Origin of the sequence: Mesorhizobium sp. M0761, from assembly GCF_040320205.1 — a bacterium.
Classification (GTDB): Bacteria; Pseudomonadota; Alphaproteobacteria; order Rhizobiales; family Rhizobiaceae; genus Mesorhizobium.
This window is the reverse complement of the sequence record NZ_JAMYPF010000017.1, coordinates 70,815-88,039: the sequence shown is the minus strand read 5'-3', so window position 1 is coordinate 88,039 and position 17,225 is coordinate 70,815. Positions and strand designations below refer to the sequence as shown.

18 protein-coding genes and 1 pseudogene are annotated in these 17,225 nt (G+C 62.7%); 13 read left to right on the top strand and 6 right to left on the bottom strand.

Annotation, left to right across the window (positions count from 1 at the left end; genetic code table 11):
* Positions 1 to 33 precede the first annotated feature (33 nt).
* From nthA to NKI32_RS24055, 4 genes are all read left to right on the top strand, one after another.
* The gene (gene nthA, locus NKI32_RS24070) at positions 34 to 657 is read left to right on the top strand and encodes a nitrile hydratase subunit alpha (protein WP_353003881.1); all 624 of its coding nucleotides are present in this window, start codon (positions 34 to 36) and stop codon (positions 655 to 657) included.
* Positions 654 to 1,313, top strand: a complete 660-nt coding sequence (nthB, locus tag NKI32_RS24065) for a nitrile hydratase subunit beta (RefSeq protein ID WP_023744643.1) — start codon at positions 654 to 656, stop codon at positions 1,311 to 1,313. The genes nthA and nthB overlap by 4 nt, the downstream gene beginning before the upstream one ends.
* Positions 1,300 to 1,674 (top strand): nitrile hydratase accessory protein, encoded by a 375-nt coding sequence (locus tag NKI32_RS24060; protein WP_023725319.1) that lies wholly within the window; start codon positions 1,300 to 1,302, stop codon positions 1,672 to 1,674. Before nthB ends, NKI32_RS24060 begins: the two co-directional genes overlap by 14 nt.
* A gap of 585 nt (positions 1,675 to 2,259) precedes the next feature.
* Positions 2,260 to 3,387 carry an ATP-dependent DNA helicase gene (locus NKI32_RS24055; protein WP_353003879.1) on the top strand — a complete coding sequence of 376 codons (1,128 nt, stop codon included), beginning with the start codon at positions 2,260 to 2,262 and terminating at the stop codon, positions 3,385 to 3,387.
* A gap of 20 nt (positions 3,388 to 3,407) precedes the next feature.
* On the opposite strand, the gene NKI32_RS24050 is transcribed toward NKI32_RS24055, so the two are convergent.
* Entirely contained in the window at positions 3,408 to 3,827 is a 420-nt protein-coding gene (locus NKI32_RS24050; RefSeq protein ID WP_023682069.1) for a SpoIIAA family protein, read from the bottom strand.
* 112 nt (positions 3,828 to 3,939) lie between these two features.
* On the opposite strand from NKI32_RS24050, the gene NKI32_RS24045 reads away from it, so the two are divergent.
* From NKI32_RS24045 to NKI32_RS24030, 4 genes are all read left to right on the top strand, one after another.
* On the top strand, positions 3,940 to 4,680 hold the full coding sequence (locus tag NKI32_RS24045; protein WP_353003877.1) for a pyridoxine 5'-phosphate synthase: 741 nt from the start codon (positions 3,940 to 3,942) through the stop codon (positions 4,678 to 4,680).
* Between the two features lie 77 nt (positions 4,681 to 4,757).
* Entirely contained in the window at positions 4,758 to 6,671 is a 1,914-nt protein-coding gene (locus NKI32_RS24040) for a potassium transporter Kup (protein ID WP_023823130.1), read from the top strand.
* A gap of 141 nt (positions 6,672 to 6,812) precedes the next feature.
* On the top strand, positions 6,813 to 8,732 hold the full coding sequence (locus NKI32_RS24035) for a potassium transporter Kup (protein ID WP_286459217.1): 1,920 nt from the start codon (positions 6,813 to 6,815) through the stop codon (positions 8,730 to 8,732).
* A 36-nt stretch (positions 8,733 to 8,768) separates the two neighbouring features.
* Positions 8,769 to 9,809 (top strand): SDR family oxidoreductase, encoded by a 1,041-nt coding sequence (locus NKI32_RS24030; RefSeq protein ID WP_352668956.1) that lies wholly within the window; start codon positions 8,769 to 8,771, stop codon positions 9,807 to 9,809.
* A 50-nt stretch (positions 9,810 to 9,859) separates the two neighbouring features.
* Here the strand turns inward: NKI32_RS24030 and NKI32_RS24025 are convergent, their stop codons facing one another.
* A complete protein-coding gene (locus tag NKI32_RS24025; RefSeq protein ID WP_023706160.1) occupies positions 9,860 to 10,750 on the bottom strand; it encodes an SDR family oxidoreductase in 891 nt (296 codons plus the stop codon).
* Positions 10,751 to 10,888: 138 nt separating this feature from the next.
* Here NKI32_RS24025 and NKI32_RS24020 point away from each other — a divergent pair, with 138 nt between their 5' ends.
* A complete protein-coding gene (locus NKI32_RS24020; RefSeq protein ID WP_023690335.1) occupies positions 10,889 to 11,296 on the top strand; it encodes a winged helix-turn-helix transcriptional regulator in 408 nt (135 codons plus the stop codon).
* Positions 11,297 to 11,371: 75 nt separating this feature from the next.
* A pseudogene (locus NKI32_RS24015) lies at positions 11,372 to 12,607 on the top strand (FAD-dependent oxidoreductase); the annotation flags it as partial.
* Here the strand turns inward: NKI32_RS24015 and NKI32_RS24010 are convergent.
* Both NKI32_RS24010 and NKI32_RS24005 read right to left on the bottom strand, forming a co-directional pair.
* The gene (locus NKI32_RS24010) at positions 12,570 to 13,310 is read right to left on the bottom strand and encodes a glutathione S-transferase family protein (protein ID WP_352825592.1); all 741 of its coding nucleotides are present in this window, start codon (positions 13,308 to 13,310) and stop codon (positions 12,570 to 12,572) included. The pseudogene NKI32_RS24015 and the gene NKI32_RS24010 overlap by 38 nt on opposite strands.
* A 19-nt stretch (positions 13,311 to 13,329) precedes the next feature.
* A complete protein-coding gene (locus tag NKI32_RS24005) occupies positions 13,330 to 13,635 on the bottom strand; it encodes a Rieske (2Fe-2S) protein (RefSeq protein WP_352595395.1) in 306 nt (101 codons plus the stop codon).
* 95 nt (positions 13,636 to 13,730) lie between these two features.
* Between NKI32_RS24005 and NKI32_RS24000 the strand changes: the two genes are divergently transcribed.
* The 3 genes from NKI32_RS24000 to ilvC all read left to right on the top strand — a co-directional run bounded on the left by NKI32_RS24000 (position 13,731) and on the right by ilvC (position 16,041).
* Positions 13,731 to 14,189: a MarR family winged helix-turn-helix transcriptional regulator gene (locus NKI32_RS24000; protein ID WP_023668376.1), complete on the top strand. Its 459-nt coding sequence runs from the start codon at positions 13,731 to 13,733 to the stop codon at positions 14,187 to 14,189.
* A gap of 143 nt (positions 14,190 to 14,332) precedes the next feature.
* Positions 14,333 to 14,998: a TetR/AcrR family transcriptional regulator gene (locus tag NKI32_RS23995; RefSeq protein WP_353003873.1), complete on the top strand. Its 666-nt coding sequence runs from the start codon at positions 14,333 to 14,335 to the stop codon at positions 14,996 to 14,998.
* 23 nt (positions 14,999 to 15,021) lie between these two features.
* Positions 15,022 to 16,041, top strand: a complete 1,020-nt coding sequence (ilvC, locus tag NKI32_RS23990; RefSeq protein ID WP_013531065.1) for a ketol-acid reductoisomerase — start codon at positions 15,022 to 15,024, stop codon at positions 16,039 to 16,041.
* 81 nt (positions 16,042 to 16,122) lie between these two features.
* On the opposite strand, the gene NKI32_RS23985 is transcribed toward ilvC, so the two are convergent.
* Positions 16,123 to 16,407 (bottom strand): PilZ domain-containing protein, encoded by a 285-nt coding sequence (locus NKI32_RS23985; RefSeq protein ID WP_023685169.1) that lies wholly within the window; start codon positions 16,405 to 16,407, stop codon positions 16,123 to 16,125.
* Positions 16,408 to 16,576: 169 nt separating this feature from the next.
* Positions 16,577 to 17,170, bottom strand: a complete 594-nt coding sequence (locus NKI32_RS23980; protein ID WP_353003871.1) for a BA14K family protein — start codon at positions 17,168 to 17,170, stop codon at positions 16,577 to 16,579.
* Between the last annotated feature and the right edge of the window lie 55 nt (positions 17,171 to 17,225).

The window sequence follows — 17,225 nt, the reverse complement described above, 5'->3', positions numbered from 1 at the left end:
GCGGCCGCGTGCCGCCGATCCTAATCTGAGGTCATGTCCCACGATCATGACCACGACAACGAGCTCGACCCGTTTGCGGCGCGCGTGCGCGCGCTGGAGACCATCCTCACCGAAAAAGGCCTGATCGATCCGGCCGCAATCGACGTCATCGTCGACACCTATGAGACCAAGATCGGGCCGCGCAACGGCGCCAGGGTGGTGGCGAAAGCCTGGAGCGATCCGGCCTATGCCGAGTGGCTGAAGCGCGATGCGACGGGAGCGATCGCGTCGCTGAGCTATAGCGGCCGCCAGGGCGAGCACATGCAGGCGGTGTTCAACACGGACGAGACGCACAACCTCGTCGTCTGCACGCTGTGCTCCTGCTATCCGTGGTCGGTGCTCGGGCTGCCGCCGGTCTGGTATAAGGCGCCGCCCTATCGCTCGCGGGCGGTGATCCATCCCCGCGGCGTGCTCGAAGAATTCGGGCTGACCTTGCCGGCGGAGAAAAACATCCGCGTCTGGGATTCGACTGCCGAACTGCGCTATCTCGTGGTGCCGATGCGGCCTGGCGGTACCGAAGGCTGGAGTGAGGACCAGCTCGCCGAACTGGTCAGCCGCGATGCGATGATCGGCACGGCGGTGGCCAAAGAACCCGGGACAAAGAAGGTACCGGCATGAACGGGCCGCAGGATCTCGGTGGGCAGATGGGTTTCGGGCCGGTCGCGCCCGAAAAGGACGAACCGTATTTTCATGCGGATTGGGAGAGGCGGGCGCTCGGCGTGACGCTGACTGCCGGCGCCATGGGCGCGTGGAACATCGACGAGAGCCGGCACGCCAGGGAATCGCTGCATCCGGCCGTCTATTATTCCTCAAGCTACTACCAGATATGGATCAAAGCGCTCGAGGTGCTGCTGAAGCGCCATGGCTTCGTCAGCGAGCGCGATCTGACGGAAGGTCGGGCGGTCGATCCGGCGGCGACGCCCAAAAGGGTGTTGAAGGCCGAAAACGTTCCGGCGGTGCTGGCCAAGGGCAGTCCCTGCGACCGGCCGGTCGAGACAGCGCCGCGCTTCAAGGCCGGCGACCCGGTGCGGACAAGGAATTTCAATCCCACCGCCCACACGAGGCTGCCGCGTTATGCGCGCGGCAAGCACGGAGTTATCGAGGCCGTGCGTGACGGTTTTGTGTTCCCCGACAGCAACGCGCATGGCAACGGTGAAAACCCGCAATGGGTCTATACCGTGGTCTTCGATGGCTCGGAAATCTGGGGCGAGGGCGCCGACCCGACGCTGACCGTCTCGATCGATGCCTGGGAGAGCTATCTTGAGCCGGCCTGAAGGTGCATTGCCGGCGGGTCTGGACGAACCGGTATTCGCCGAACCCTGGCAGGCCGAAGCCTTCGCCATGACGGTGGCGCTGCATGACAAGGGCCTGTTTTCGTGGAGCGAATGGGCCGATGCGCTGTCGGCGCAAGTGAAGAAGCCGGGCGCCGCAAGCGACGGCCACGACTACTACGAGCATTGGCTGGCTGCGCTGGAGACGCTGCTGGCGGCCAAGGGCGTCGCGGGAAAAAGTGACGTCGACACGCTCGCCGCCGCCTGGGAACGCGCCGCGCATGCAACCCCGCACGGCAAGCCGATTTTGTTGGAGAACGATCCGGGGCCGACCAGAGGTAGCGGCGGCGGCGCGAACATATAGTCCGCCTGTGGTTGGTGTTTGAAATCTGGCGGCCGATACAACTAATTTTCGACGACCATGCCTTCGTCGTCCGCATAGACAAACGCCTCAACGACGGCGAAGCGGCCACGGTTTTGGAAATGGCGACGAAGTCGTTGTCACCCAAGTGGAGGATCACTTGCTCGTCGCTGATGGTAACACGTTCTATGGTTCTGGCATTTTCGTCACTCAGACAGGCCGTGACCTCGGTATATATCGCGAACCCTGCGTCATCCGACAAGGAGACAACGATGCCATAACCAGGTTCGCCGATTTCGATCTTCTTTATCGACTTTCCGATCAGCCTGTCTGCGAACGAGCTCATCAATATCCTCGCTTATAGGTGTCTGCGCCGATCTGCATCTCGATCATGTCCGTGATAGTGGCATTGCCCGATCTAGGTTCAAGTGCCTGAACTCAAATCGTTCGTTATCCGCTTGCATGTTCACTTTACGTTCGCATTTGCGCCTGCTAGTTTGTCCCGTTGAAGGTGAGGCAATCCCATCGTTTTAAGCGGTGGTTGGCACCAAGCTTGTCTTTCTCTCGCGAATCCGGTCTGTCGAACCGATGGAATTCTCCCCCCAACAGGACGAGGCTCTGAAAGCGGTGGCGCGCTGGCTGAAAGAGGGCCGGCCGCAGGTCTTCCGGCTGTTCGGCTATGCCGGCACCGGCAAGACCACGCTGGCGCGCTATTTTGCCGAGCATGTCGACGGGCAGGTGCAGTTCGCCGCCTTCACCGGCAAGGCGGCGCAGGTGCTGCGTTCCAAGGGCGCGGTCAATGCTCGCACCATCCATTCGTTGATCTACCGGCCGAAGGGCGAGGAATCGGTGTCGGACGAGGTGACCGGCAAGACCTCGATGTCGCCGACCTTCTCGCTCAACCGGCAAAGCCCTATTTCACGGGCGAAGCTGGTGGTCATCGACGAATGCTCGATGGTCGACGAGCAGCTTGGCCGCGACCTTCTGAGTTTTGGCACGCCGATCCTGGTGCTTGGCGATCCGGCGCAGCTACCGCCGATCTCGGGCGGCGGCTTTTTCACCGAGCATGAGCCGGATGTGCTCTTGACCGAAATCCACCGCCAGGCGCGCGACAATCCGATCATCCAGCTGGCGCTCGACGTGCGCGAGGGCCGCGAGTTCATGCGCGGCGACTACGGCAGCGCGCAGGTCATCGGCAAGGAGGACGTCACCCAGGAGCTGGTGCTGAAGGCGGACCAGGTGTTGGTCGGCACCAACCGAACACGCCGCCGCTACAATCAGCGCCTGCGCGAGCTGAAGGGTTTCAATGCCGATTATCCGCAGGCCGGAGACAAGCTGGTCTGCCTGCGCAACGACCCCGCCAAGGGCCTGCTCAACGGTTCGCTGTGGAAGGTAATGACCTCGTCGCGCGAAACGGTGAAGCCGGGCATCAACCTTCTGGTCTCGCCCGAGGAGGACGATCCCGACCGCGGCGTCGCCAAGATCAAGCTGCTCAAGTTGGCTTTCGAGGATCCGGACGCCGATATCCCCTGGCAGCAGAAGAAGCGCTTTGACGATTTCGACTATGGCTACGCGCTGACCGTGCACAAGGCGCAGGGTTCGCAGTGGAACGATGTCGTGCTGTTCGACGAGAGCTGGGCGTTCAAGGAAACCCGCCAGCGCTGGCTTTATACCGCCATCACGCGGGCGGCAGAGCGCCTGACGATCGTTAGATAGCTGGCGTTAGATAGCTGGCGTCAGGTAGCAGCCGGCGCAGCAGGGCTGAGTGGCGTCGCACCCAGCCATTGCCAGGCATCCGCTTCATCCTCGGCCGCGAAGTGCCTGAACTCGATGGGTGGCGAAGCCGGAAGGAAGTTCCGCGCATCCGCTATCCAGTCGGGCTCACCGATCGTCGCGCACCGGGCGATATGCTCTAGCGCATGAACCGTACCTTGTTTCAGCGTCTCGTCGTCCATATCGATCCAGTCGACGCCCTCATGGTCGACCAGCCGCACCAAGACGTCGATCCTCGGGTGCAGCGCGTAGGCAGCCTCCAGCAATCCGAACAGATTTTCGCCGTCGGCGGCCGATACATGGCCGACGACGTCGATGGCGAAAAGGTCCTCACGGTCGGTTTCGAGGCGGCGGATCGCGGGCACGGATTGGAGAAAATTCATTGGCTGGGTTCCCCCTTGCGAGCAGATGTCATCACTGGAACACCCGAAAGCCCCTGTCTGTTCCCATCAAAGGCAGTATAGATGCGCTGCACAAACAGCCGGACCTCACGCCATGCCCGCGAAACTCTCGGTCAATCTCAACGCCATCGCCATGCTGCGCAACCGCCGCAACCTGCCGTGGCCCAGCGTCACCGGGCTCGGCCGCCTGGCGTTGGCGGCCGGCGCGCACGGGCTGACGGTTCATCCGCGGCCCGACGAGCGCCACACCAGGCATTCCGACCTGCCGGAGATCCGGGCGCTGATCGACGACGAGTTTCCCAAGGCGGAATTCAACATCGAGGGCTACCCGACCGAGGATTTTCTGGCGCTTGTGGAAAGGCACCAGCCGGAGCAGGTGACGCTGGTGCCCGACGATCCGGCGCAGGCGACATCGGACCATGGCTGGAACTTTGCCGCCGAGGCGGCGTTCCTTAACCCGATCGTCAAGCATCTGAAAAAACGGGGCTTCCGCGTGTCGCTGTTTTCCGATCCGGATCCCACCGGCGTCAATGCCGCGCGCGACACCGGCGCCGACCGCATCGAGCTCTATACCGGGCCCTACGGCAGCTACCATTCCGATTCCGCCAAGGCGCGGAAGGAGCTGGAAAGATTGGGAAAAACCGCGGATGCCGCACTCGCCGCCGGGCTCCAGGTCAATGCCGGGCACGATCTGGTGGTGAACAACCTTCCGGCATTGGCAAAGCGCATTCCGGCATTGGCCGAAGTGTCTATCGGACACGGGTTGACAGCCGATGCGTTGGAGTATGGCATGGCCGGCACGGTGGGGCGGTTTCTGAAGGCTTGCGGTTGGTAGCGGTGGAAGGCTCGTGTCGAAGGTGATATCGCATGACAGCAAGCAAGGCGCACCGCACGATGATCGGGGAGTAGTCGATGGCTCTTTCCAGCATCGGTAGCGAGGCTGAACCCGTCGAACAACCGAACCACTCCCACACTGAACAGCACAGCACCAAAGTTCTGATGCTGGGCGCGCTTGGCGTCGTCTATGGCGATATCGGCACCAGCCCGATCTATGCCTTCCGCGAGGCGCTTCACGCTTCGCCTGGTACCGACACGCGTATAGATGTCCTGGGCGTGCTGTCGCTGATCGTCTGGGCGCTGACGATTATCGTCACCATAAAATACGTCGCTTTCGTGCTTCGCGCCGACAACAAGGGCGAGGGCGGCACGCTGTCCCTGATGGCGCTGGCGCGCAGCGCCTATCCAAAAGGCGCCAAGCTTATCCTCGGCATCGGACTTTGCGGGGCGTCGCTTTTTTTCGGAGACGCTATCATAACTCCGGCCATTTCCGTGCTGTCGGCAGTTGAGGGCCTGGAAGTGGTGACACCGACGCTGGAGGCCTATGTCGTTCCGATCACCTTGGTCATCCTGGCATTTCTGTTCTCCGTGCAGCGCTTCGGCACGGGGAAGGTGGCGGCAGTATTCGGGCCGGTGACGGCGCTATGGTTCCTGGCCATCGGCGTTTCCGGGCTCTACCACCTGATGGACGATCCTTCGGTGCTGTTGGCGATCAACCCGTATTATGCGATCGCCTACTTAGCCGGCACGCCGACCGCCGCTTTCGTGACCGTTGGTGCAGTGTTCCTGGCGGTAACGGGGGCCGAGGCGCTTTATGTCGACCTTGGACATTTCGGGCGCAAGCCGATCGTGCTCGCGTGGTTTTCCGTGGTGTTTCCTTGCCTGCTGCTCAACTACTTCGGCCAGGGCGCCTTTGTATTGGCGAATGGCGGCAGGCCGACCAATCCATTCTTCGAGATGTTGCCGGATTGGGCGCTGATGCCAATGGTCGGCTTGGCAACGGCCGCCACCGTGATCGCCAGTCAGGCGGTGATCTCGGGTGCTTTTTCGCTGGCACGCCAGGCAGTGCAACTCAACCTGCTGCCCCGCATCGAGGTGCAGCACACGTCCGAAATGCAGAGCGGCCAGATTTATATGCCGCGCGTCAACCTGCTCATCGCCCTGGGAGTGATGCTGCTGGTTGTCGGCTTCGGCAGCTCGAGTTCGCTGGCTTCCGCTTACGGAATTTCGGTGACCGGCGAGATGCTGATGACAACCATTCTGCTGTTCGTTGTCATGCGCAATTTGTGGAAATGGCAGCTTGGGCTCGCCCTGGCATTGGCGCTGCTGTTCGGCACCATCGACATGGGTTTCTTCCTGGCGAATGTCGTCAAGATCGTGGAAGGCGGATGGGTGTCAATATCCGTTGCCTGCCTCATGGGGCTGATCATGACCACCTGGATACGCGGCAGCCGCTATCTCTTCGACAAGACCCGGCGCAACGAAATCCCGCTCGATTTCCTCGCCGGCAATCTGTTGAAGAAGAAGCCGCAGCTGGTATCCGGCACCGCCGTGTTCCTGACCAGCGATCCGCAAAGCGCGCCGACAGCGCTGATGCACAGCCTGAAGCACTACAAGGTGCTGCACGAGCAGAACGTCATTCTGTCGGTGGTCACCGCACCGCAGCCGCTGGTGCCCGACAGCGAACGGGTCAAGATGGAGACAGTCAACGAGTTGTTCATGCGGGTGACGCTGACCTTCGGCTATATGGAGCAGCCCAACATTCCGCGCGCGCTGGCGATCTGCCGCAAGCAGGGCTGGAAGTTCGACATCATGACGACGTCGTTCTTCCTGTCGCGGCGCTCGCTCAAGGCATCGCCCAATTCCGGCATGCCGGTGTGGCAGGACAAGCTGTTCATCGGGCTCGCCCGCTCGGCGGCCGATGCGACGGAGTATTTCCAGATCCCGACCGGACGTGTGGTCGAGATCGGCACGCAGGTGGCGATCTGAGGTTTCCGGCAGCCTTTGACGCCACGCACCGGTCATTGCGGGGCAAGCCCTGCACTGGGAACATGGTAGCCCTACCGTCACGGCACTTGATATTGCATCGCAGCAAGCGTAGAGCACCGCGCGCTTATCGGAGTGTCGTCCATGGCCCTTACCAATGCTGGTATTGAGGCAGAACCCGTCGAACAATCGAGCCATCCCGAAATCGAACAGCACAGCACCAAAGTTCTGATGCTGGGCGCGCTCGGTGTGGTCTATGGCGACATCGGCACCAGCCCGATCTACGCCTTCCGGGAAGCGCTTGTTGCGTCCTCCGGCGGCGAAATCGCCGAGCGCGGCGATATTCTGGGCGTGCTGTCGCTGATCATCTGGTCGTTGACGATTATCGTCACCATCAAATACATCATGTTCGTGCTCAGAGCCGACAACCGAGGCGAGGGCGGCGTGCTGTCGCTGATGGCACTGGCGCGCGGCAGTTTCCCGACCCGCTCGGCGATCATCCTGGCCATCGGTATTGTCGGCGCGTCATTGTTCTTCGGTGACGCCGTCATCACGCCGGCAATCTCGGTGCTTTCGGCGGTTGAAGGCATGAATGTCGTTACCCCGACCTTCCAGCCCTACGTCGTGCCGCTGACACTGGTCATCCTTGCGATCCTGTTTTCGGTGCAGCGCTTCGGGACCGGCGGTGTGGCGCTGATCTTCGGGCCGATCACGGCGGTCTGGTTCCTGGCTATCGGTCTTTCGGGCTTGAACCACATCATCGCCGATCCCGAAATCCTGTGGGCGGTCAGCCCGCACTACATCGTCGCCTTCCTGATCAATTCGCCCGATGTCGCCTTCGTCACCATCGGCGCCATCTTCCTCGCCGTCACCGGTGCCGAAGCGCTTTATGCCGATCTCGGCCATTTCGGCCGCAAGCCCATCGTGCTCGCCTGGCTGGCCATCGTGTTTCCCTGCCTGCTGCTAAACTATGCCGGGCAGGGCGCTTTCGTGCTGGCGAAGAACGGTCACGTCGGCCATCCATTCTTCGAGATGAACGAAGGCTGGACGCTGATCCCGATGGTGGTATTGGCAACCGCGGCGACGGTCATCGCCAGCCAGGCGGTCATATCGGGCGCCTTCTCGCTGACCAGGCAGGCGGTGCAGCTCAATATGCTGCCGCGCCTCGAAATCCTGCACACGTCGGAACGGCAGTCGGGCCAGATCTACATGCCGCGCGTCAATGTTTTGCTGGCGCTGGCGGTGATGTTGCTGGTCGTCGGTTTCGGCGAATCGAGCAAGCTGGCCTCCGCCTATGGCATCTCGGTGACCGGCAACATGCTGGTGACGACGGTGCTGCTGTTCGTCGTCATGACGCGCATTTGGAAATGGCGCCTGTGGGTGGCGGTCGCCATGACGGCGCTGTTCGGCTTCATCGACATCGGCTTCTTCGCCTCCAACATCGTGAAGGTATTCGAGGGCGGCTGGGCGTCGCTTGCGGTGGCCTTCACCATCGTTCTGGCGATGTGGACCTGGGTGCGCGGCAGCCGCTATCTGTTCGACAAGACCCGGCGCAACGAAATCCCGCTCGATTTCCTCGCCGGCAATCTGCTGAAGAAGAAGCCGCAGCTGGTGTCCGGCACCGCCGTGTTCCTGACCAGCGATCCGCAAAGCGCGCCGACAGCGCTGATGCACAGCCTGAAGCACTACAAGGTGCTGCACGAGCAGAACGTCATTCTGTCGGTGGTCACCGCCCCGCAGCCGCTGGTGCCCGACAGCGAGCGGGTCAAGATGGAGACAGTCAACGAGTTGTTCATGCGGGTGACGCTGACCTTCGGCTATATGGAGCAGCCCAACATTCCGCGCGCGCTGGCGATCTGCCGCAAGCAGGGCTGGAAGTTCGACATCATGACGACGTCGTTCTTCCTGTCGCGGCGCTCGCTCAAGGCATCGCCCAATTCCGGCATGCCGGTGTGGCAGGACAAGCTGTTCATCGGGCTCGCCCGCTCTGCGGCCGATGCGACGGAGTATTTCCAGATCCCGACCGGACGTGTGGTCGAGATCGGCACGCAGGTGGCGATCTGAGGGGTCTCGAAGGGATAAATCGTCGAGGAGGCTAATATGAGCGGCGAATTGGTGCTGGTCACCGGCGGGTCCGGCTTCCTCGGCGCTCACTGCATCCTCGAACTGTTGAAGGCCGGCTACCGCGTCCGCACCTCCGTGCGATCGGCCAGGCGCGAAGCCGATGTGCTCGCCATGCTCAAGGCAGGTGGCACGGAGCCCGGTGACGCCCTTTCATTCGCCCATGCCGATCTGATGGCCGACGCAGGCTGGCCGGCGGCGGTGGCCGGCTGCGATTACGTGCTGCATGTCGCATCGCCTTTTCCGCCCGGCGTGCCCACGCATGAGGATGACCTGATCCTTCCGGCGCGCGAGGGCGCGTTGCGCGTGCTGCGGGCGGCGCGGGATACCGGGGTCAGGCGCGTCGTGCTCACCTCATCCTTCGCGGCCGTCGGCTATGGCAAAATGCGCGCGGATGGGCAGCCTTTCAACGAGGAAAACTGGACCGATCCGGCAGGCAAGGTCAGCGCCTATGTGAAGTCCAAGACGCTCGCCGAGCGCGCGGCCTGGGATTTCATCGCCGAGCAGGGCGGCGCGCTGGAGCTTGCGGTCGTCAATCCCGTTGGCATCTTTGGACCGGTGCTCGGCGCGGACCATTCGACCTCGACCGAATTTGTCCAGCGCATGCTGAACGGCGCCGTGCCTGGGCTGCCGCGCCTGTCCTTCGGCGTCGTCGACGCGCGCGACGTGGCGGATCTGCATGTTCGCGCCATGACCCACCCCGCCGCCAAGGGCGAACGGTTCCTCGCTGTCGCCGGCGATTTCATGACGGTCCGCGAGATCGCGCAGACCCTGAAGACGCGGCTCGGGCCGGCGGCGTCGCGCGTCTCGACGCGGGAGTTTCCCGATTGGCTGGTGCGCATCATCGGGCTGTTCAATCCGGAAGCGGCCCAACTCGCAACGGAACTGGGCAAGATCAAGAACGCCACCAACGCCAAGGCGGTGCGCGTGCTCGGCTGGGCGCCACGCTCGCGCGAAGATGCTTTGATTGCCACGGGCGAAAGCCTGATCCGGCTGGGACTGGTCAAGCGACGTAAGTAATTGTGCGGGAGGCCGAACCTTAAGGGCTCGGCGTCCCGCAACGGCAGCTTTCAGCCGGCCAGTGCAGCCTTGTTCGTCTCCAGAAACTGCTTCAGCGGCACCGACTTTCGGCCGGAGAGTTTTTCGACCGCGTCTGTCACCATGCCGAGGTCACCTGCGCGTGCGGCAGCGTCGAACGACACCAGCACCTTGGCGAAGGGTTCAGGCAGGCCGGCCGACTTCATTCCCTCGGTCAGGGCTTCGTCGGAAAGCTGGATGACCTTGATCGGCTTGCTGGTGACCTCGGTGACCAACGCCGCCACTTCGGCAGCCGTATACGCACTGGGGCCGGTGAGCGTGTAAGTCGCGCTTTCGCTGCTGTCCGAGGCGAGCCCCGCTGCGATCGCCGCCGCGAAATCGTCACGCGTGCCGTAGGAAATGGCGCCGTCGCCGGCGGAGGTGTACCACTGACCCGACGCCAGAACCTGCGGCAACGCCATGAACAGGTTCTCGTTATACCAGCCATTGCGGAATATCGTGTAGGGGATCCCGCTCGCCTTGATCGCCTGTTCGGTGTCGTAGTGGTCGGGCGCGAAAACAACCGGCGAACCAGGCTCGGGGTTGGGCATCGAGGTGTACAGCAGGTGGCCGACGCCAGCCTGTTTGGCCGCCGTCACCGCCGCAAGCTGCTGCTCGCGCCGCTTCCCCTGTACCTCAAGTTCGTTGGTCGAGATGACGAGTGCCCGGTCGGCTCCCGCGAAGGCCTCGGCAAGCGATTGCGGGTCGTTGAAGTCAGCGGCTCTGACGACGACGCCGCGCGCCGCCAGATCGGCAAGGTTGGCGGGTGTACGGGTGGTGGCGATGATGCGGTTTGCGGGGATCTTTAATGTGTCCAGCAGGTGGTTGATGACGCCGCGGCCAAGCTGGCCGGAAGCGCCGGTGACGAGAAGGGTTGCGGTCATGGGGGATCCTGAAATTGCGCCGGGTGGCGGGTGCTTCTGACAGTCTCAAAAAGAGACCAGCACTAAAATAAGAATTGACCGGCCACCGTAAAGAAGGCAGTTTTTAGGGAGGTAGGCACCGCCAGGGAACCAGCAGCCATGGACGGCAAGGTCGTCAATCTGAGAACCAAGCTCAATATATTCAAAGCCACCAGCGATGGCGCAAACATTGCCGATTGCCCGGTTCGCGACGTGATGCAGGGCGTGAACGGCAAATGGAGTTCGCTGCTGATGGCGGCGCTCGCAGAGCAGCCCTATCGTTTCGGCGAGTTGCGGCGCCTGGTGCCCGACATCTCGCAGCGCATGCTCACCCAGACGCTCCACGATCTGCAGCGCGACGGCTTTGTTCATCGCGAAGTGTTCCCGACCAAGCCGCCAAGCGTCGAATACAGCCTGACCGATCTCGGCCGTTCGATGTTCGGCGCCTTGCATCAATTGATCCTGTGGGCCGAACTCAACCATGGTGCGGTGCGCAAGGCGCGCGCTGCCTTCGACGCCGGTGGCTGATATTTTGGTCCATGCAGCAAAGGCTTGATTTGACAATGGCGCTGAAGGATTGTCCGGCCAGTAGTTGGGCGGGCAATGGAAAAATCTCTCGACATCGCGATTGCGGGCGCCGGCCCGGCGGGGCTCGCCACCGCGCTCTATCTCAAGCGCGCGGGCCACAACGTCACCATCTTCGAACGTTTCGAGGAACCCAAGCCCGTCGGTTCCGGACTGATCCTGCAGCCGACCGGGCTGAGCGTGCTCGCCGATCTCGGCCTGCTCGACGACATTCTGGCGCTGGGGAGCCGCATCGAGCGTCTGCATGGCGCCGATGCCTCGAGCGGCCGCACCGTGCTCGCCGTGCGCTACGATGCGCAGCCTGGCGGCCGTTTCGGGCTGGCGGTGCACCGGGCGGCGTTGTTCAACATGTTGTTTCGCGCCGCGCAGCGCCAAGGCATCGCCATCGAAACCGGTGTCGAGATCGAGACGCTGGACGTCGGTGAGCGGGCGATCCTGATCTTCGACAAGAGCCGAACGGTGGGGGGCCGCAGGGCAGGGCCGTTCGACCTCGTGGTCGACGCCAGCGGCTCGCGTTCGAAGCTGCGCCGGTGCCTCAACGATCCGGCCCAGCCGCGGCAGCTCACTTACGGCGCGTTCTGGGCCTCGCTCGGCTGGCGCCAAGGCTTCGACGAAAATGCGCTGCTGCAGCGCTACGACAAGGCCAGCGTGATGATCGGCGTCCTGCCGATCGGCCGACCGGAACCGGGCGGGGAAAAGATGGCGGCGTTCTTCTGGAGCCTGAAGCCGGCGGATGCCGAAAACGTGCGCGCGGCAGGGCTCGACGCATGGAAGGCGAGACTGGTCTCGCTGTGGCCACAGTGCGAGGCGTTCACCAGCCAGATCGACAGCTTCGACCAGCTGTCGCTGGCGCGCTACGGCCACCACACGATGAAGCTGCCGGCCGGCCGCAGGCCGGCCGTGATCGGCGATGCCGCGCATTCGACCAGCCCGCAGCTCGGGCAAGGCGCCAACATGGCGTTGCTCGACGCGGCAGCACTCAGCCATGCCTTGGCACAAACGGGCAACGTCGAGGCAGCGCTGGAAAGCTACGCCCGGGCGCGGCGATGGCATGTCCGAATCTTCCAGCTGCTGTCGCTGGCGCTGACGCCGTTCTACCAGTCGGACGGCACGATGCTGCCCTTCTTCCGCGACAGGCTGGTGGCAACCATCGCCAAAATCCCGCCAGTGCCAAGCGTGCTTGCCTCGATGGTGGCCGGCACGCTGATCGATCCGTTCAGGCGGATCGGGCTAGAGGAGGTGCACTGGCCAGATCATCCGGCGGGATCAGGGTCGAGAGAAGCGAATTTCTCGCACGCAGGAATAGACGCAGCCGCTGCGGATAGTCCGGCGCCACGGCACCCTTGATCGAGGCGCGTTCGCTCAACGCCTTGCGCCAGGCCTGGACCAATGGCTTGCCGTCCAGAATGCCGAAATTGCCGATCCGGTCGAAGGCGTCGAGATAGCGGAAGACCGGGCCGTAGACGGCATCGACGAGGCAAAAGCACTCGCCATTGAACCACGGTCCGGCCTGGTCGGCCAGTTCGTCCTCCAGACGATCGAACATGGCCGAAAGTGCCGTGGACTCTGCCAGGAAGGCGGCCTCCGTCGATGCCGAGTAGAACCGGCCGATGGCGTTCAATGTCGCCGAGCCGAACTCGATCCAGGCGCGATGCCGGGCACGGGCGTAGGCGTCGGCCGGATGCAGAGGATTGGCTTGCGTCTCCTCGAGGAATTCGAGAATAACGGCGGATTCGAAGATCACCGTCTCCTCGCCATTTGCCTGGACGATCAGCAGCGGCACCTTGCCCAGCGGCGAAATCGCCTTGAACCAGTCCGGCCTGTTGGCGAGGTCGATGGTGACACGCTCGAACGGTACGCCCTTCTCGGCCAGCGAGATCGCCGCGCGCTGCACATAGGGGCATAGATGATGGCCGACGAGAATGAGCTTGCCAGTCATTTCATTTTTATCAGTCATTTCATTCTTCTCAGGCATGTCACTCTCCCCAGACATAGTTCAACGCGCCGTCCTCGACGCGCGTCGACAGGAACATCAGTCGCGACGCTTTTGGCGCCGGACCTTCGAGCCGGTCGCCTGATGTCATATCGAAGGCGGCGCCGTGCCATTGGCAGACCAGCTTGCCGTCCTTGCAGTCGAGCGGCCCGCCGAAATGCAGGCAGACATTGGCGGCGGCGCGGATGCGCTCACCGCCGCGCCAGATATGGACCTCGCGGCCGAAGAATGGCGCGATCAGGCTGCCCGTCTGCGGGACGTCGGCGACTTTGCAGATTTCGTGTTTCATGGATCTTTCCCGGATTGATGCAATTGCATGCATATAGATGCAAGTGCATTGACCGTCAAGCTTGATGCAACTGCATCTATCGCCTAGGATGGGTCATGACCAAAACAACCACGCCTTCGCCCGAAGCCGTCAAGGCCTGGGCCCGCCTGATGCGGGTTTCGCGCCAGCTCATCGAAAAGGCGGAAGAGGCTTTGAAGACTAGCGGCTTGCCGCCGCTCGACTGGTATGACGTGCTGCATGAACTCGCCGAGGCGGGTGAGGGCGGGCTGCGGCCATTCCAGCTGACCGAGCGCACACTGTTTGCGCAGTATAACATCTCGCGGCTTCTGGCGCGCCTCGAGGCAGACGGACTGGTCGAGAAGCTCAGGGCTGCCGATGACGGCCGCGGCCAGACTATCCGCATCTCGGCCAAGGGCCGTCAGACGCGGCGACGGATGTGGGCTGTCTATGGACGGTCGATTGCGGAATTGGTCGGCGCAAAACTCTCCGCGGAGGAGCTGAAGATACTGGCGAGCCTACTTGGAGAGCTGCGCCATCCGCCCGCCGATGATTGATCCGTCAGAATCTCGTGGTTTGCTGGGCGGCTCTCACGTCGACGATTTTTCTACCTGACCCCTTGCGTCGAGCATAGGATTGCGCAATATGCCGAACCGTAACGTACGGTACGCCGTTTGAGGCGACCCGGCGACCTCATCGAATGGGCAGGAAATTGTTGCAGGCAAGGGCCGAGATCGATACCAGCGAAGTGCTGACAGAGCGGCAAAAGGCCGTCCTGGACGCGGCTTTGCGGCTGCTGGTCGAGGAGGGCGACAATCTGACCATGACGGCGGTGGCGCGCCGCGCCAGCTGCTCGAAGGAAACGCTCTACAAATGGTTCGGCGACCGCGACGGACTGCTGACGGCGACCGTGCAGTGGCAGGCATCGAAAGTGCGCGTGGTGGCGGTCGACGGTGAGCGGCTCGATCTTGCCTCGCTGACGGCAAGCCTGGAAGGCTTCGCCTCGGACTGGCTAAAGGTGATTTCGAGCGATACCTCGATCGCGCTGAACCGCGTCGCGGTCGGCCATGCCGGATCCGGAAAGGACGATCTCGGCGCCATCGTGCTGGAGAATGGCCGTTTCGCGCTGGCCAGACGGCTGAAGCCGGTGCTGCTTGCCGGCAAGCAGGCCGGGCTGCTCGACTTTACGGATGCCGAAATGGCGTTCCGGACCTTTTTCGGGCTGGTCGCCCGCGACGTGCAGATTCGTCTGCTGCTCGGCGACCGGCTGGAATTGACTGAAGCGGCGATCGGCGGCGATGCCGTCCGGGCAACGCAGCAGTTTCTCGCTCTTTATGGAGCAAAAACCGGGCCGCAAGGCCTCTAATCTCTACGGGAAGGAAGCAAAAGATGCGTGTCTATTACGATCGCGACGCCGATCTCAATCTGATCAAGGGCAAGAAGGTCGCCATTATCGGCTATGGCAGCCAAGGCCGGGCGCATGCGCTCAACCTCAAGGATTCGGGCGCCAAGGAAATCGCCATCGGCCTCAAGGCTGGATCGGCGACCGCCAAGAAGGTCGAGGCCGACGGGCTCAAGGTGATGAGCGTGGCGGACGCTGCCAAATGGGCCGATTTGATGATGATGGCGACGCCTGACGAGCTGCAGGCCGACATCTACAAAAACGAAATCGCGCCGAACATTCGTGACGGCGCCGCGATCGCCTTCGCGCATGGCCTCAACGTGCATTTCGGCCTGATCGAGCCGAAGTCGACCGTCGACGTCGTTATGATCGCGCCGAAAGGGCCTGGACACACGGTGCGCGGCGAATACCAGAAGGGCGGTGGCGTGCCTTGCCTGGTCGCCGTCAACCAGGATGCTTCCGGCAACGCGCTCGATCTCGCTCTGTCCTACGCCTGCGGCGTCGGCGGCGGCCGTTCGGGCATCATCGAGACCAATTTCCGCGAGGAATGCGAGACCGATCTGTTCGGCGAGCAGGTCGTGCTCTGCGGCGGCCTGGTCGAACTGATCCGCGCCGGCTTCGAGACGCTGGTGGAAGCCGGCTATGCGCCCGAAATGGCCTATTTCGAGTGCCTGCACGAGGTCAAGCTGATCGTCGACCTGATTTATGAAGGCGGCATCGCCAACATGAACTACTCGATCTCGAACACCGCCGAATGGGGCGAATATGTCTCGGGCCCGCGCATCATCACCGCCGAGACCAAGGCCGAGATGAAGCGCGTGCTGAAGGACATCCAGACCGGAAAATTCACCTCGGAGTGGATGCAGGAATACCGCGCCGGCATGTCGCGCTTTAAGGGCATCCGCCGCAACAATGACAGCCACCAGATCGAGGAAGTCGGCGCCAAGCTGCGCGCCATGATGCCCTGGATTTCCAAGAACAAGCTGGTGGACAAGGCCAAGAACTAACCCGCAGTCGTCGGGATTGGGAGCAAAGAGCCGGCGGAGCGATCCGCCGGCTCTTTCATGCCGGTTTATCGATCAGGACGCTCAGCCATAGTGCCAATGCGGCTTCGGCTCGGTGCCGGTGAACTCGACGCCGATGCGGTCGTCGCGGCGCCAGCGCACGATGGCCTTGTAGCCGATGCCGTCGACCGGCACATAGAGCAGGAACTCGTCCGGCACGCGCGCGTCTATAGACACTTTCAGCTCGGCGCCGCCGGCATGCATGTTGCGCACCGTGCACTTGACCTCGGAATTGGTGAGGCCGGTCAGAATCGTCGCGCCTTTCAGCACGCGCTGCCGGTGTTTGTTTCGCAATTCGTTGTCGGCCATGACGGCACGTCCTTCGCGACCGGATCGGCGCGATCGTCAGATGGGGCACGATATCACGGATAGGCTGAGCCGATAAACATATGGTTAGCGGTGACCGAGACCAGCCGTCTTTCCCAAATGAAAACGGCGCCGCGATGGGGCGGCGCCGTCGTGTATTGTCGTTTATAGTTCAGCTGTAGGGCGACCAGCATTGCTGGCGCGGGCCACCATAGGGCTGGAACGTGTTGTCCCAGGCCCGGTAGGACCGATAGCGGTCGTAGCACCACTGTACATGGGCGCTGGACAGACGCTGCGTGCGGTAATAGCGGCGGGGCGCCGGCTGCACGTAATAGCCGTCATTGTAATAGCCGTTGTTGTAGTAGCCGTTGTTGTAGATGCTGCCGAGGCCGAGACCCAGGCCGAGGCCGAGAACTGCTGCGGCGCCGGTGTCAAAATCACGGCCGCGATGGTGGCGGTGATGGCGCCATCGCCAGTTGTCGCCGCCGTTCCAGTTGCCGCCATTCCAGTTGCCGTTTTTCCAGTTGCCTGACCGGGCAAAGCGACGGCCGTCGTGGCGGCGCCACTGCCAATCGTTGAAGGAGCGGCGGTCATTGCCGCCCGCCCAGCTGTCGCGAACCGGTGTGATGTCAGACAATGCGGTGCTTGCCGGCACCGACAAGTCCGGCTGCAGGATCGGGCCGGCGGCGGATGGCGCCGTGAGACCCGAGAAAAGACCGAGCGCTAACAGCCCGGATTTGACTGTGGACGAAAAGAGCGAGCTCATTGCACTCTCCAAGTGATACAGGCCCCACGCCCGGATACCCCAGGGAAGTGGCCTA

Excerpts from the sequence above, each read along its gene's own strand:
- nthA (WP_353003881.1), top strand. The coding sequence starts at position 34 with ATGTCCCACGATCATGACCACGACAACGAGCTCGACCCGTTTGCGGCG.
- NKI32_RS24035 (WP_286459217.1), top strand. The coding sequence starts at position 6,813 with ATGGCCCTTACCAATGCTGGTATTGAGGCAGAACCCGTCGAACAATCG.
- NKI32_RS24030 (WP_352668956.1), top strand. The coding sequence starts at position 8,769 with ATGAGCGGCGAATTGGTGCTGGTCACCGGCGGGTCCGGCTTCCTCGGC.
- NKI32_RS24000 (WP_023668376.1), top strand. The coding sequence starts at position 13,731 with ATGACCAAAACAACCACGCCTTCGCCCGAAGCCGTCAAGGCCTGGGCC.
- NKI32_RS23995 (WP_353003873.1), top strand. The coding sequence starts at position 14,333 with ATGGGCAGGAAATTGTTGCAGGCAAGGGCCGAGATCGATACCAGCGAA.
- NKI32_RS23985 (WP_023685169.1), bottom strand. The coding sequence starts at position 16,407 with ATGGCCGACAACGAATTGCGAAACAAACACCGGCAGCGCGTGCTGAAA.
- NKI32_RS24045 (WP_353003877.1), top strand. The coding sequence starts at position 3,940 with ATGCCCGCGAAACTCTCGGTCAATCTCAACGCCATCGCCATGCTGCGC.
- NKI32_RS24055 (WP_353003879.1), top strand. The coding sequence starts at position 2,260 with ATGGAATTCTCCCCCCAACAGGACGAGGCTCTGAAAGCGGTGGCGCGC.
- NKI32_RS24005 (WP_352595395.1), bottom strand. The coding sequence starts at position 13,635 with ATGAAACACGAAATCTGCAAAGTCGCCGACGTCCCGCAGACGGGCAGC.
- ilvC (WP_013531065.1), top strand. The coding sequence starts at position 15,022 with ATGCGTGTCTATTACGATCGCGACGCCGATCTCAATCTGATCAAGGGC.
- nthB (WP_023744643.1), top strand. The coding sequence starts at position 654 with ATGAACGGGCCGCAGGATCTCGGTGGGCAGATGGGTTTCGGGCCGGTC.
- NKI32_RS24025 (WP_023706160.1), bottom strand. The coding sequence starts at position 10,750 with ATGACCGCAACCCTTCTCGTCACCGGCGCTTCCGGCCAGCTTGGCCGC.
- NKI32_RS24050 (WP_023682069.1), bottom strand. The coding sequence starts at position 3,827 with ATGAATTTTCTCCAATCCGTGCCCGCGATCCGCCGCCTCGAAACCGAC.
- NKI32_RS23980 (WP_353003871.1), bottom strand. The coding sequence starts at position 17,170 with ATGAGCTCGCTCTTTTCGTCCACAGTCAAATCCGGGCTGTTAGCGCTC.
- NKI32_RS24020 (WP_023690335.1), top strand. The coding sequence starts at position 10,889 with ATGGACGGCAAGGTCGTCAATCTGAGAACCAAGCTCAATATATTCAAA.
- NKI32_RS24040 (WP_023823130.1), top strand. The coding sequence starts at position 4,758 with ATGGCTCTTTCCAGCATCGGTAGCGAGGCTGAACCCGTCGAACAACCG.
- NKI32_RS24010 (WP_352825592.1), bottom strand. The coding sequence starts at position 13,310 with ATGACTGATAAAAATGAAATGACTGGCAAGCTCATTCTCGTCGGCCAT.